Origin of the sequence: Streptomyces roseirectus (genome assembly GCF_014489635.1) — a bacterium.
In the GTDB taxonomy this organism is placed as follows: domain Bacteria; phylum Actinomycetota; class Actinomycetes; order Streptomycetales; family Streptomycetaceae; genus Streptomyces; species Streptomyces roseirectus.
This window is the reverse complement of sequence record NZ_CP060828.1, coordinates 3,540,475-3,552,740: the sequence shown is the minus strand read 5'-3', so window position 1 is coordinate 3,552,740 and position 12,266 is coordinate 3,540,475. Positions and strand designations below refer to the sequence as shown.

Below are 12,266 nucleotides of genomic sequence, written 5' to 3'. Positions count from 1 at the left end.
TGTGACGAGAACACCGCACCCGGCACCCCGGCAGTGATCAACTGGCTTTCCGCGCAAGGCGTTTGCGCGTCATGCAAACGGTCTCGACGGGTGCCGTCCCGCGTCCGTACCGTGGTGACCCCCGGTCGTGCGGTAGGGGAGGGGCCAGTGCCCGGTGACCCGCTCTGGAACAGTGCGAAGGCCAGGGAGTTGGTCGTCCGGCGACAACCGGGCGGGCTCGTACGGCTGGGCCGTGAGCACCGAGGATGGACGCTCGCCGAACTCGGCGGGCATCTGGGGTGCTCGGCGGCGACGGTCTCGCGGATGGAGCGTCGCGTCCGGGTGACCGACCTGACGCTCATTCACCGGGCCGCGTCCACGGTGGGTGTTCCCCGACACGTCCTGGTGAGTTCTCTGGCGCCCCCAGCCTCTTCCGGACCGGCCGGCACTAGAGTGTCGGCCAGTCCGCACGCCGAGGAGGACCCGATGCGCCGCCGCTCGTTGCTCGCCGCCACGGCGACCGTCCCGGCCGCCACGCTGCTCGGCATGGACCGTGCCCTGGCCGACACCCCGCCACCCACGGGCAGAGGCGCCCTGGGTGCCCGCGTGGCCTCCGCCCGGGAGCTGTACGACAAGGGAGCCCACGCGCAGCTCCTCGGCCTGCTGCCGGGCCTCCTGGCCGACGGGCACGCCGCCGCCTCTTCGCGCCGCGAGCTGGACCAGGCTCAACTGTCCTCCGTCTACAGCCTGAGCACCGCCCTGCTCAGCAAGGTCGGCTCGTACGAGCAGGCCCGCCTCACCGCCGACCGCGCGCGCACCTGGGCCGAGGTGTCCGGCTCCCCGCTCGCCGCCGCCGCTGCCTCCCGCGAGCTCGCGATCGTGCTGCGCCACCAGCGCCGGGGCGAGGAAGCCCAGACCCTCATGGAGTCGGCCGCGGCCCGGGTGGAAGCGACGGGGCTGCGGACGGACGCGGCGTCCTCGGCCTACGCGCAGATGCTGTGCACCCTGGCCTACACCGCCGCCCGGGGTGGCCGGCGTGCCGAGGCCCTGGCCATGGTCGAGGAGGCCCGGCGCGCTGCTCATCGGCTGCCGGTCATCGCGCCCGCCGGCCGTCTCTTCCCGATCAGCCCTGCGGCCGTGGACCTCTACGCCGTCGGCGTCCACTGGGCCCTCGGGGACGCGGGCGCGGCCCTGGAGGCCGGGCGGAACCTCCGGCCGGAACACTTCCCCACGGCCGAGCGGAAGGCCCGCCTGGGCACGGACATGGCCCGTGCCTGGTGGGCCTGGGGCCGCCCGGAGCAGACCGCCCGCGCCCTCCTCGACGCCCACCGCGCGAGCCCCGGCGAGGTGCGGGACCGGCCCGTGATCCGTGGCATCGTGACCGAGTTGGCCCAGCGACACCCTCGGGCCGCCGGGGTGCGGGAGTTGCACGCCGCGGTGTCGGCCCCGGAACGCACCTGAGAGACGGGCGCCTCTCAGGTGTCCTGCTTCAGGTGGGCGAGGAAGGGGGCCCAGGCGGTGGAGGTGAGGAGGAGGACGGGGCTGGCGGGGAGCTTGGTGTCGCGGACGGGGACGAGGGTGGGGAGGTTGGTGGCGAGTTCTACGCAGTTGCCGCCGTCGCCGTTGCTGTAGCTGCTCGTGAGCCACAGGGCGTCACTCAAGTCGATCCGGTCGCTTGCCATTTCGGTATTCCTCTGCCGCCGCCTTGATCATGGCCAGGGACGTTGCTGGTGCCAGCCCGACGGCCCTGAGCCGATCGTATGCCTTGCGGTACTGCTTCACGAGGGCCGGATCATCGATGGTGTCTCCGCTGTAAGAGGACTCCGTGTAAACCAGCGGCGGAGCGTCCGGGAACGTCATGACCATGATGGAGGACAGCATCAACGGATACGCCCCGCAGTTCCGCGGAACGATCTGCGGAACAATTCGGCGCCGCTCGGCCAACTCCACGATCCGGTCGAGCTGATCAGCCATCTCCTCGGGAGGCAGGATCGAATCCGTGAGGAGCGCTTCGTGGAGGATGGCCCAGTACTCCGGTTTGGCATGGTCGTCGTCGAAGAGCCGAGCACGACCAAGCCGGGCCTGCACCTTCTCCTCCACCCACTCGTCCGTGGCCGTGGGGTGAGATGCCCAGACCAACGCCCTTGCGTACGGAGGAGTTTGGAGCAGCCCGGGAAAGGTGCTCAAACTCCACTCCTCGATCGTCAGCGCCTGCTTCTCCGCCTCCAGCACCTTCTCGAAGTACTTGGCGTGACCCTTCCGCCTCGACTTCCGCACGTCCTCGCAGTTCCGCTCGAAGTACCCGTCCGTGCCGAGCTTCCGGTCCACATGCTGCGCCAGATCGAGCGGCATGCTCCGCTCCCCACGCTCGATGTCGCTGAGGTGCGTCCTGCCGTAGTAGCTGCCGACGAGCAGTTGGTCCAGGGACATCCCCGCCTGCTCCCGCTTCCAGCGCAACTCCTTGCCGTAGAAGGTCGGAACCCCCTCGGAACCGTCGATGTCCTTGCCTCGTCCCATGTTCCTCACCCCTTGACTGGCCCTTCGCAGCGTGCCTTGCGAACCCGAAACCTCTTTCACGGTAGCGGCCGACACGACACCCTGTGAGGCATTCGTCACACACCGCACAGAAAGCGACTCCCCCACATGCCTCACAACTCCCCCTCCCCCAACGACATCCCCGCCTGCGTCGAAGAACTCCGCGCCGCCCTCGCCCTGCACAACCTCCAGTTCCCCTCGCTCGGCCTCGACATCGTCAGCTACGCGAGTACCTACTCCCCGCCCCTGAACCTCATGTCGCTCGGCAACTGCCCCACGACCACCGCCCTCTCCCTTGCGGCGATCCTCCGCGAGGCCGCGGCCAAGTGAGCTTCGAGTACGACCTGTTGGCGACGGCGAAGGCGGTGCCGGAACTCAGGGACCGCCTGCGTGCGCACCCGTACGACGTCCGCCTGTGCGCGACGGAACTGATCACGAACGTCATCGACCACGTCGGCGAGGGCACCCCGGTGACGGTGAGGGTCCGCTCAACGGCCCACGGCCACACCCGAGTCGAGGTCACCGACCCCGACCCCAGGGCCCTCCCGACCCTCCTGCACGCCACTTTGACCGCCGAGTCGGGAAGGGGCCTGGCCCTGCTGAACGCCCTGGCCACCCGCTGGGGCGTGGAGCAGGGGGTGAACAGCAAGACGGTGTGGTGCGAGGTGGCGACGGACTGACAGGGCAGGGACGGCCGGTTCCGCGACCCGCACGGAACCGGCCCCCGGCAACCTCAGGACGCCGCCTTCTCCGTCACCGTCACCCGACCCTTGCGGATCGTCACCAACCGAGGCGCCTTCTTCGCGAGGGACGAGTCATGGGTGACCATGATGAAGGTCAGCCCGTGTTCCTTCCACAGCCCCTCCAGCACGTCCATGATCTCGTCCCGCATGCCTTCGTCGAGGTTGCCGGTGGGCTCGTCGGCCAGCAACACCTTGGGCCGCTTCACCAACGCCCGTGCGATGGCGACGCGTTGCTGCTGGCCGCCGGACATCTCCGAGGGCAGGTGCCCGAGCCGTTCGCCGAGCCCCACCGACTCCAGCGCCTCGGCGGCCCGCTCGCGACGCCCCTTGACCTTCACCCCCAGAGGAACCAGGGCCGTTTCGACGTTCTCCTGAGCCGTCAGCGTCGGGATCAGGTTGAAGGACTGGAACACGAAGCCGATGTTCTCGCTGCGCACCTTCGTCAGCTTGGCCTCGGGCAGCCGCGCCAAGTCCGTGCCGTCCAGCACGACTTCACCGGAGGTGGGCCGGTCGAGCCCGCCGAGCATCTGGAGCAGGGTGGACTTGCCGCCACCCGTGGGCCCCTGGATGACGAGCCGGTCCCCGTCGGGAATGGTCAAGTCGACGCCGTCCAGGGCGAGTACGGCGTCCTTGCCCCGGACGTAGCGCTTGACGACGTTTCTGAGTTCGTACATGGGACGATCAACTCCTCAAGAGATAAAGGGTGGTTGCTACTCGACTCGGCGCAACGCGTCCGCCGGCCGCAACCGGGATGCCCGCCACCCCCCGAACGCCCCCGCGATCAACCCACCGGCCACGGCAAGTCCCACAGCGAGCGCGACAGTCGCCACACTCACCGGCGCCGTGAGCGTCACATCAAGCGTGCGGGCCGCCGCAGCCCGACCGGGCCCACCACCAAAGCCACCACCGCCTCCGCCACCACCGCCACTCCCCCCGCCCAACTGGGCCTGCAACGTAGGGCTGATGGCCGTCACGGCATACGCCCCCGCCAACCCCAACCCGATCCCGAGCACCCCACCGAGCAGCCCGTTCACCATCGCCTCCCCGACCACCTGCCGAGTCACCCGCCCCGACTTCCACCCCAGCGCCTTCAACGTCCCGAACTCCCGCACCCGCCGGGAAACGGCGGAGGACGTCAGCAGCCCGGCGACGAGGAACGCCGCCACGAGCACGGCGATCGACAGCCACTTCCCCACACTCGTCGCCAGCGAGGACGCCGTCGACAGCGACCCCGACACCGTGTCCGCGAGATCCGCCGACGTCGTCACCGTCGTCCCCGAAATGTTCTTCTGGATCGCGGACTTGACCGCGTCGATCTTCTGGGAGTCGGTCGCCTTGACGTAGACCGTGGTGACCTTGTCCTTCGCGTCGGCGAGGGTCTGCGCCTGGGCGAGGGGGATGTAGAGGTTGGCGGCGGAGTCCCCGCTGTCGGCGGTCGCGATGCCGACGACGGAGAACGTGACGGTCTTGATGGTGACCGTCGAACCGACCTTGAGGGACTTCTCCTTGGCGTAGGCGGCGTCGACGACGGCCACCTTCGCGCCGGTCTCGGACGTCGTGAACGTCCGCCCGCTGGTGATCTTCGAGGAGGTCAGCGGCCCCAACTCGGGCTTGGTGACGTCCGTTCCGAACACGGAGTAGTTGTTGACGTCGAAGTCGGCGCCCCCGCCCCGGACTTCACCCTGCGGCTGGCCGCCGGAACCGCCGTAGCCACCCCGGCCGCCGGTCCCCCCGCCCCCGTTCTGCTGGAACTGCCCCCGCGTGAACTGCCCGTCCACCTTGATGACTTGGACGCTGAGCCCGCCCGCCGCGTCGGCGACCCCGCTCTGCTTGCCGACCTGCGTCACGGTCGACGTCGCCAGCGTCTGGAACCCCCGCACCATGACGACGTCGCTGCTCTGCGCCGCGCCGGAGCCGTCGTCCTGCGCGTCGAACTGGAAGCGCGGACGCTGGGCGCCGGTGCCGCCGGCCTCGGCCGCCTTCGTGACCGTCATGTCGGTGCCGAGGCCGTAGAGCGACTGGAGGACCTTGTCCTGGGCCCTGCCCATGCCGGAGGAGACGGAGTTGACCACGATGACCAGGGCGATACCCAGCGCGAGCCCGGAGGCGACGACGAGGGCCGCCTTTCTACGGCGGCGCAACTCGCGCCTCAGGTAGGTGAAGAACATGCGCCGAAAGCTAGGGACGGCGCGTGATGACTCCATAAGCCGTGGATAAGAGCGGCATGAGAAGGCCCTGTGAGCCAAGGCCCCGCCAAGACCCCGTAAAACACCGATGCCGCCCCCGGTGAGGGAGGCGGCATCGAGGCGTCGACAGCCTGTCAGGTCCCGGCGTCAGACAGCCGAACCGGCCTTCCAGTCGGCCCAGTTCATGTTCCAGCCGTTGAGCCCGTTGTCCGGCGCGACGGTCTTGTCACCCGTGTTCTGCACGACCACGACGTCCCCGACGATCGAGTTCGTGTAGAACCAGTACCCGGCCGTCCCCGTGTCGTTGGCGCCCTTCGTGTCCGAGAGGCCCACGCATCCGTGGCTGGTGTTGGTGTTGCCGAAGATGGACTTCGCGCCCCAGTAGTTGCCGTGGATGAACGTCCCGGAGTTGGTCAGCCGGATGGCGTGCGGGACGTCCTTGATGTCGTACTCGCCCTTGCCGTCGGAGTCGGTGAAGCCCACGGTCGCGCCGTTCATGCGCGTCTCCTTGAACTTCTCCGACATCACCATCGTGCCCTCGTACGTCTTGTTGTCGGGCGAACCGGCGGAGATCGGGATGGTCCTGATGGTCTTGCCGTCCTGTGTGACCTTCATCTGCTTGGTCTTCGCGTCGACGTAACTGACCTGGTTGCGGCCGATCTTGAAGGTGACGGTCTTCTGCTGGACGCCGACGACACCCGGCGCGCCCTCGACGCCGTCGAGCGCGAGCTTCAGCGTGACCGTGGAGTTCTCCGTCCAGTACTGCTCGGGGCGGAAGTCGATGCGGTTGGCACCGAACCAGTGCCCGACGACCTCCTGACCGCTGCTGGAGGTGACCGTGATGCCCTTCTGGACGGCGGCCTTGTTGGTGATCGCCTTGTTGAAGTTGATCGAGACCGGCATGCCCACGCCGACCGTCGAGCCGCTGTCCGGCGTGAAGTTCCCGATGAAGCTGTTGGCCGGGGAGACGGTCGTGAACGACGCGTTCTCGTGGGCGACGCGACCCTCGGAGTCGGTGGCCTCGGCGGCGACCTTGTACGTCGTCGAGCGCTCCAGCTGGTCGCTGGGCTTCCAGCTCAGCTTGTCGGCGGACAGCTCGCCCTTGACCGCGGTGCCGTCGGACGTCGTCATCGTGACGGCCGTGAGCGTGCCCTTGCTGACGGTGACGGCCGCGGAGTTGTTGATGGAGGCGTTGTCGGAGCCGTCCGCCGGCGTGATCTTGATGTCCGCCACGGACGCCTTCTGGGCCGCCGCCTCGTCGGCCTTGGCCTGCGAGGAGTCACCGCTGCCGCTGCCCGAGGCGCTGTCGTCGCCACCGGAACACGCGGAGAGCACCAGGACCCCCCCGAGCAGTACGGACGCGGCCCGCAGACCCTTGCGCCGCTTACTGTTCGCTATCACTCGCTTCTCCATACGTTGCCGATTGCCGGAACCCGGACGTCCCCGTTTCCCCGAGGGTTTCCCCATGCCCCGGGGCCCTCTTCGCTATCAACGCTCCAACCGCCGCCCGCCGTTCCACACGTTCCCGTCATGTGGGCGACAACACGTCGTCGACCGGACGACGCGGCACGGGGCGGCAGTGGCCAGCGCACTGCCTGAGACGACGAAACCCCGGACGCGGTTTCCGTCCGGGGCCGCGATCTCACGAATTCCCCAGGACGCTCAACCGTTGCGGTCCATGGCGTCGTCCTCCTTGTCATCATCCTCGTCGAGGTCCCATTCCGGCGAATCGGGGTCGTAGTCGATCCGCTCCGTGGACCAGGACGCCTGGACGAGCTCCACCCCCGGCACCCCGTTGACCAGGCCGAACGGGTCGACGAGGTACGCCAGCGCCTCGGCGGTGTCTTCCGTCACAGCGCTCTCGGCGTGGGCGCGCTCGGCGTCCGGAAGCTCCGGATCCTCGGCGAGGTGCCGCAGCGCGGCGCCGGTCACGGCGTCTTCGTCGTCCAGTTCCAGCACGATATCCACGCGAAGGCGGACAAAGCGCGAAGTTTCTTCAGTGCTCATGACCGGAGCGTACGATCTCTCGCGTCCGTGACTTTCCCGTGACCCACGCCTTTCACTAACATCGCCCCACGGCCAATTCTCCCGCGCCCCAAGGAGATCGATATTCCGTGTCTGCCGCTCGCCGTCCCCTGCTGACCGCCACCGCCGCGGGCACCCTCCTGTGCGCCCTGTGGTTCGTCCCGTCCGCCAAGGCGTCCCAGGAGGTGCCCACGGCTGACACCGCCGTCTCGCAGGGCGCCCAGCAGGCGCGCGCGGTGCCCCTGAGCGCGGGCGAGGACTCCTCCGGGTCCGACGGCACGCAGCTCGCCGACACTGGCAGTTTCGACACCACGCCGTACGTCGTCGGCGGGAGCGTTTTCCTCACTTTGGGTGCGGGATTCGTGCTTTATTCGGTTCGCCGGGAACGCCTCGATTTTTGAATGCCATTTGACTGCGACTTGGCTGAAACTTCATAGTTCGCTGTCATGAACAGATCTTGGGGGGTGCGGCTGTCCACGACGGCCGCCGCGAGCGCGCTCTCGCTCGCATTCATCACCGGCTGCTCGTCCTCCGACTCGGACAAGAAGGACACCGCCGCCGACAGCAAGTCCACCCCGACGGCCGCGGCGGCACCCGCCGCGAAGGCGTCGACGGCAGCGGAGCTGAAGAAGCTGCTGCTGGTGGCGGGGGATGTGCCGGGGTACGCGGTCGAGGCGACCGAGGGCCTGGTGCCTCGTTCGAAGGACGAGCAGAAGGTCGACAAGGCGGCGTGCGGCCCGCTCGTCTGGTCCTCGCTCGCCCTGCCGCCGGGTGACACCACCGTGTCCGCCAGCAACTCCCTCAAGGAGGAGAAGAAGGCGGGCGGCGCTTCCAAGCCGACCGACCTCGCGGCCGCGCTCGACGCCACCCGGACGCTGATCGGCCTGTCCTCCTACGACGGCGACGGCGCGCAGAAGGCCATGAAGTCGGTCTCCGACGCCATCACCACCTGCGCGGGCGGCTACACCGCGACCAGCAGCTCCGGCGAGGCCGACAACGGCAAGGTCGTGAAGGTCGCCTCGGAGAAGGGCACCGGCGGCGGTGACGAGGCCCTGGCCTTCGTCGAGACAGTGGAGATGGAAGGCCAGACCGCCACCGTCCACGGCGAGGTGGTCCGCAAGGGCAACACCGTCGCCACGTTCTACACGATCAACTTCGCCGCGTTCGCCGGCGACGGCAAGATGCCGATGAACCCCCCGGCCATCGTCACGGGCCAGCTCACCAAGCTGAAGTAACCGGCCCTCTACGGGCCTTCGGAGATACGCGCAGCCACTGACGGGCTCGGACACGTTCCGAGCCCGTCGGCATATGCGGCCCCGGGGGCGGGTGAGGGACTTCGTCGATGCCGAGTCGACGCCCGTCGCGGCCTGACACCATCGGCGTCATGGGAAAGCACCGCCGGGACCGGCCGTTGCACGGCGGCGCGGGGCATCTGCGGCCCGGTGAACCCAGGGTGTTGGAGGAGTGGGACGGGTTTTCTTGTCTCAGGGGTGTTCCGGGGTTTCCACCCGCGTCGCGTCCGCTCCCCAGCTCGCCAGCAGGCGTAGTGCGTCCGCGCTCGTCGAGTCGGGTTCGGCGTGGTAGGTGATGAGGGTCTGTTCGCCGTCGGCTGCCAGGCGGAATCCCTCCCAGAAGAGGGAGAGTTCGCCGACCAGAGGGTGGGCGAGGTGTTTGATGCCGTGGCTCTTTTCCTTGACGTCGTGGGTGGCCCACAGGCGGCGGAACTCCTCGCTCTTGACGGAGAGTTCACCGACGAGGGCGGCGAGGCGGGGGTCGTCGGGGTAGCAGCCGGCCTCCCAGCGGAGGATGGCGACGATGTCGCTGGCCTTCTGGTCCCAGGGGACGAAGAGACGCTGGTAGGCGGGGTCGAGGAAGACCAGGCGGGCCCAGTTGCGCTCGGCGGGCGGGAGGGCGGACCAGTCGCCGAAGACGGCTGACGCGGACCGGTTCCAGGCAAGGATCTCGGTGCGCCGGCCGAGGATGTACGCGGGGACGCCGTCCATGGCGTCGAGCAGCTGGCGCAGGGGCGCGCGGACCGACTGCGCGCGGGCGCTCGCCTTCTTCTTGTGCTGCTTCGGCTTCGCGAGGTGCGTCAGGTGGGCGTGCTCGGCGTCCGTGAGGCGCAGCGCGCGGGCGATGGAGTCCAGGATCTCCGCCGAGACGTTGCGGCCGTTGCCCTGTTCGAGGCGCGTGTAGTACGCGACGGAGACGCCCGCGAGCTGCGCCAGCTCCTCCCGGCGCAGACCGGGCACGCGGCGCTGTCGGCCGAACCCGGACAGTCCGACGTCCTCCGGCTGCAGCCGGGCCCGCCGGGTACGCAGGAACTCGCTCAGCTCGGCACGCCGGTCCAGCCCGGCCGCGGGCTCGGCGCGCACTCTCGCACGCGGGTCCGCTTCGGCCGAGGGCTCGCCCGACGTCCCGCCGGGCGCCGTCCGCCGGTCCGCTCCCGGCGTCGGCCCACTGAGTCCCGTCCGCCTCTCCTCGTCCATACCCCCAGTATCCGCGAGCTCCCGCCGTCGTACCTCCCTGAGCCTGACCCCGCCAGTGGTAGGCACGCTGAGCGTAGGCAAAGCGGTGACCTGGGCGGATGTCCTGCCCCGTGGCACTGTGGAGAACGTTCCCCGGCTGGAAGGCAGGCCGGGACACACCCCCTCGCTAGGAGAACCACGGCATGACCACCGTCGCCGCGTACGCCGCACCCGCCGCCAAGGCCCCGCTGGAGCGCACCACCATCGAGCGCCGCCCGGTCGGCGAGTTCGACGTACTGATCGACATCAAGTTCGCCGGAATCTGCCACTCCGACATCCACCAGGCCCAGGAGGGCTGGGGCACCGCCATCTTCCCGATGGTCCCGGGCCACGAGATCGCCGGCATCGTCTCCGAGGTCGGCTCCGGCGTCACGAAGCACAAGGTCGGCGACCGGGTCGGCGTCGGCTGCATGGTCGACTCGTGCCGCGAGTGCGACAACTGCAAGGCCGGCATCGAGCAGCACTGCACGCGGGGCAACGTCGGCACGTACAACGCCATCGGCAAGGACGGCGAGCCCACCTACGGCGGCTACTCCGAGAAGGTCGTCGTCGACGAGAACTTCGTCGTCCGCATCCCCGACGGCCTCGCGCTCGACGTCGCCGCGCCCCTGCTGTGCGCCGGCATCACCACCTACTCCCCGCTCAAGCACTGGGGCGCGGGCCCCGGCAAGAACGTCGCCGTCATCGGCCTCGGCGGGCTCGGCCACATGGCCGTCAAGATCGCCGACGCGCTCGGCGCGGAGGTCACCGTCCTCTCGCAGACCCTCAGCAAGCGGGACGACGGCCTCAAGCTCGGCGCGGACCACTACTACGCGACCAGCGACGCCGACACGTTCAAGCAGCTCGCGGGCACCTTCGACCTCATCGTCTCCACGGTCTCCGCGCCGCTCGACTTCGGCGCCTACCTCAGCCTCCTCAAGACCGGCGGCGCGCTCGTCAACGTCGGCGCGCCCGAGGAGCCCATCGCGCTCAACCTCTTCTCCCTCATCGGCGGCAACAAGACCCTCGCCGGTTCGATGATCGGCGGCATCGCCGAGACGCAGGAGATGCTGGACTTCTGCGCCGAGCACGGTCTGGGCGCCGAGATCGAGCTGATCTCCGCGTCGGAGATCAACGAGGCGTACGAGCGGGTGCTGAACAGCGACGTCCGGTACCGGTTCGTGATCGACACGGCCACGATCTGACGGCCACGATCCGGCCCTGACGGTCGTACGACCACCCCATGAGGCTTGGCTCTCCGGTATCCCCTACCGGAGAGCCAAGCCTCATGGTCGTCTCCCCAGCAGCCACAGCAGGTACGGACCCCCGACCAGCGCCGTCAGCGCGCCCACCGGGATCTCCAGCGGCGGCACCAGCGTCCGCGCGACCAGGTCCGCCGCCACGAGGACGACCGCCCCGGTCAGCCCGGACGCGACGAGCGGGAGGTGCGGGGTACGGGTCAGGCGCCGCGCCAACTGGGGTGACGTCAGCGCCAGGAACCCGATCGGTCCGGCGGCGCCGGTCGCGGCGGCGGCCAGTACGACCCCTAGTACCGTCAGCCCCAGCCGCACCCGGTCGACCCTGACGCCCAACCCCGAGGCCGTCTCGGGGTCCAGCCCCAGGGGACGCACCGCCCGGCTCGCCCACACCAGCGCCGGGAGCGCCAGCACGAGGACGGCGCCCAGCGGGCCCGCCTGCTCCCAGCCACGCCCGTTCAGGCTCCCCGTCAGCCACAGCTTCAGCTGCTCGGCGGCGTCCAGCTCGGTATCGGCGAGATACATCTGGACGACGGCGGAGAGGGCCACCCCGATGCCGACGCCGGTCAGCACGAACCGATTCGGCTGGAGCCCGTTGCGCCAGGCCAGCGCGTACACGAGAGCCGCCGCCGCGAGTCCGCCGCCGACGGAGACGACCGGCAGCGCGGACGGCGCCGACACGAGGCCCGTCGCCAGCGCGCCGACCGTCGCCGCGGCCGCCCCGTGCCCGACGCCGATCACATCCGGGCTGGCCAGCGGATTGCGCGTCACCGTCTGGACCAACGCCCCCGCCACCCCCAGGGCCACCCCCACCAACGCCCCCAGCACGATCCGGGGCACCCGTAGCTCCCCTACGACCAGGTCGTACGGCCCCGGCGTCCCCCTCAGGGTCGCCCACACCTCCGCCGGCGACACCACGGTCTGCCCCAGACAGGCCGAGGCCAGCATCACCCCGGCCAGCAGCACGAGAAGGCCGACGGCCACGGCGAGGGAACGCCGGTGGAGGAGGAGGGAGAGGTGAGGGGTGGGACGAAG

At 69.6% G+C, this 12,266-nt stretch carries 14 protein-coding genes; 6 read left to right on the top strand and 8 right to left on the bottom strand.

What is annotated here, in order from left to right; translation table 11 throughout:
• The first annotated feature begins 147 nt into the window (after window positions 1-147).
• Window positions 148-1,440 (top strand): helix-turn-helix transcriptional regulator, encoded by a 1,293-nt coding sequence (locus IAG44_RS14650; protein WP_246561718.1) that lies wholly within the window; start codon window positions 148-150, stop codon window positions 1,438-1,440.
• 14 nt (window positions 1,441-1,454) lie between these two features.
• Here the strand turns inward: IAG44_RS14650 and IAG44_RS14645 are convergent, their stop codons facing one another.
• Together IAG44_RS14645 and IAG44_RS14640 are read right to left on the bottom strand one after the other, a co-directional pair.
• The gene (locus IAG44_RS14645; protein ID WP_187747565.1) at window positions 1,455-1,661 is read right to left on the bottom strand and encodes a DUF397 domain-containing protein; all 207 of its coding nucleotides are present in this window, start codon (window positions 1,659-1,661) and stop codon (window positions 1,455-1,457) included.
• Window positions 1,633-2,496: a helix-turn-helix domain-containing protein gene (locus tag IAG44_RS14640; RefSeq protein WP_187747564.1), complete on the bottom strand. Its 864-nt coding sequence runs from the start codon at window positions 2,494-2,496 to the stop codon at window positions 1,633-1,635. Before IAG44_RS14640 ends, IAG44_RS14645 begins: the two co-directional genes overlap by 29 nt.
• Window positions 2,497-2,622: 126 nt before the next feature.
• On the opposite strand from IAG44_RS14640, the gene IAG44_RS14635 reads away from it, so the two are divergent.
• Window positions 2,623-2,844, top strand: a complete 222-nt coding sequence (locus tag IAG44_RS14635; RefSeq protein ID WP_187747563.1) for a hypothetical protein — start codon at window positions 2,623-2,625, stop codon at window positions 2,842-2,844.
• Window positions 2,841-3,194, top strand: coding sequence for an ATP-binding protein (locus tag IAG44_RS14630; protein ID WP_187747562.1), 354 nt, complete (start codon window positions 2,841-2,843; stop codon window positions 3,192-3,194). Before IAG44_RS14635 ends, IAG44_RS14630 begins: the two co-directional genes overlap by 4 nt.
• A 53-nt stretch (window positions 3,195-3,247) precedes the next feature.
• Here the strand turns inward: IAG44_RS14630 and IAG44_RS14625 are convergent, their stop codons facing one another.
• The 4 genes from IAG44_RS14625 to IAG44_RS14610 form a co-directional block, all read right to left on the bottom strand.
• Window positions 3,248-3,931: an ABC transporter ATP-binding protein gene (locus IAG44_RS14625; protein WP_187747561.1), complete on the bottom strand. Its 684-nt coding sequence runs from the start codon at window positions 3,929-3,931 to the stop codon at window positions 3,248-3,250.
• Window positions 3,932-3,967: 36 nt separating this feature from the next.
• Window positions 3,968-5,425 (bottom strand): ABC transporter permease, encoded by a 1,458-nt coding sequence (locus IAG44_RS14620; RefSeq protein WP_187747560.1) that lies wholly within the window; start codon window positions 5,423-5,425, stop codon window positions 3,968-3,970.
• Window positions 5,426-5,590: 165 nt separating this feature from the next.
• Window positions 5,591-6,856, bottom strand: a complete 1,266-nt coding sequence (locus IAG44_RS14615; RefSeq protein ID WP_187747559.1) for a L,D-transpeptidase — start codon at window positions 6,854-6,856, stop codon at window positions 5,591-5,593.
• A gap of 249 nt (window positions 6,857-7,105) precedes the next feature.
• Window positions 7,106-7,450: a hypothetical protein gene (locus IAG44_RS14610; protein WP_187747558.1), complete on the bottom strand. Its 345-nt coding sequence runs from the start codon at window positions 7,448-7,450 to the stop codon at window positions 7,106-7,108.
• Between the two features lie 107 nt (window positions 7,451-7,557).
• Between IAG44_RS14610 and IAG44_RS14605 the strand changes: the two genes are divergently transcribed.
• Both IAG44_RS14605 and IAG44_RS14600 read left to right on the top strand, forming a co-directional pair.
• A complete protein-coding gene (locus tag IAG44_RS14605) occupies window positions 7,558-7,869 on the top strand; it encodes an LAETG motif-containing sortase-dependent surface protein (RefSeq protein WP_187747557.1) in 312 nt (103 codons plus the stop codon).
• 45 nt (window positions 7,870-7,914) lie between these two features.
• A complete protein-coding gene (locus tag IAG44_RS14600) occupies window positions 7,915-8,703 on the top strand; it encodes a hypothetical protein (RefSeq protein WP_246561717.1) in 789 nt (262 codons plus the stop codon).
• A gap of 249 nt (window positions 8,704-8,952) precedes the next feature.
• On the opposite strand, the gene IAG44_RS14595 is transcribed toward IAG44_RS14600, so the two are convergent.
• The gene (locus tag IAG44_RS14595; RefSeq protein ID WP_187747556.1) at window positions 8,953-9,957 is read right to left on the bottom strand and encodes a helix-turn-helix transcriptional regulator; all 1,005 of its coding nucleotides are present in this window, start codon (window positions 9,955-9,957) and stop codon (window positions 8,953-8,955) included.
• 182 nt (window positions 9,958-10,139) lie between these two features.
• Here IAG44_RS14595 and IAG44_RS14590 point away from each other — a divergent pair, with 182 nt between their 5' ends.
• The gene (locus tag IAG44_RS14590; protein ID WP_187747555.1) at window positions 10,140-11,180 is read left to right on the top strand and encodes an NAD(P)-dependent alcohol dehydrogenase; all 1,041 of its coding nucleotides are present in this window, start codon (window positions 10,140-10,142) and stop codon (window positions 11,178-11,180) included.
• Between the two features lie 81 nt (window positions 11,181-11,261).
• On the opposite strand, the gene IAG44_RS14585 is transcribed toward IAG44_RS14590, so the two are convergent.
• Entirely contained in the window at window positions 11,262-12,215 is a 954-nt protein-coding gene (locus tag IAG44_RS14585; RefSeq protein WP_425508449.1) for a FecCD family ABC transporter permease, read from the bottom strand.
• Window positions 12,216-12,266: the final 51 nt, after the last annotated feature.

Coding starts and splice junctions, on each gene's coding strand:
- IAG44_RS14645 (WP_187747565.1), bottom strand. CDS start 1,661: ATGGCAAGCGACCGGATCGACTTGAGTGACGCCCTGTGGCTCACGAGC.
- IAG44_RS14640 (WP_187747564.1), bottom strand. CDS start 2,496: ATGGGACGAGGCAAGGACATCGACGGTTCCGAGGGGGTTCCGACCTTC.
- IAG44_RS14635 (WP_187747563.1), top strand. CDS start 2,623: ATGCCTCACAACTCCCCCTCCCCCAACGACATCCCCGCCTGCGTCGAA.
- IAG44_RS14625 (WP_187747561.1), bottom strand. CDS start 3,931: ATGTACGAACTCAGAAACGTCGTCAAGCGCTACGTCCGGGGCAAGGAC.
- IAG44_RS14620 (WP_187747560.1), bottom strand. CDS start 5,425: ATGTTCTTCACCTACCTGAGGCGCGAGTTGCGCCGCCGTAGAAAGGCG.
- IAG44_RS14615 (WP_187747559.1), bottom strand. CDS start 6,856: ATGGAGAAGCGAGTGATAGCGAACAGTAAGCGGCGCAAGGGTCTGCGG.
- IAG44_RS14610 (WP_187747558.1), bottom strand. CDS start 7,450: ATGAGCACTGAAGAAACTTCGCGCTTTGTCCGCCTTCGCGTGGATATC.
- IAG44_RS14600 (WP_246561717.1), top strand. CDS start 7,915: ATGAACAGATCTTGGGGGGTGCGGCTGTCCACGACGGCCGCCGCGAGC.
- IAG44_RS14595 (WP_187747556.1), bottom strand. CDS start 9,957: ATGGACGAGGAGAGGCGGACGGGACTCAGTGGGCCGACGCCGGGAGCG.
- IAG44_RS14590 (WP_187747555.1), top strand. CDS start 10,140: ATGACCACCGTCGCCGCGTACGCCGCACCCGCCGCCAAGGCCCCGCTG.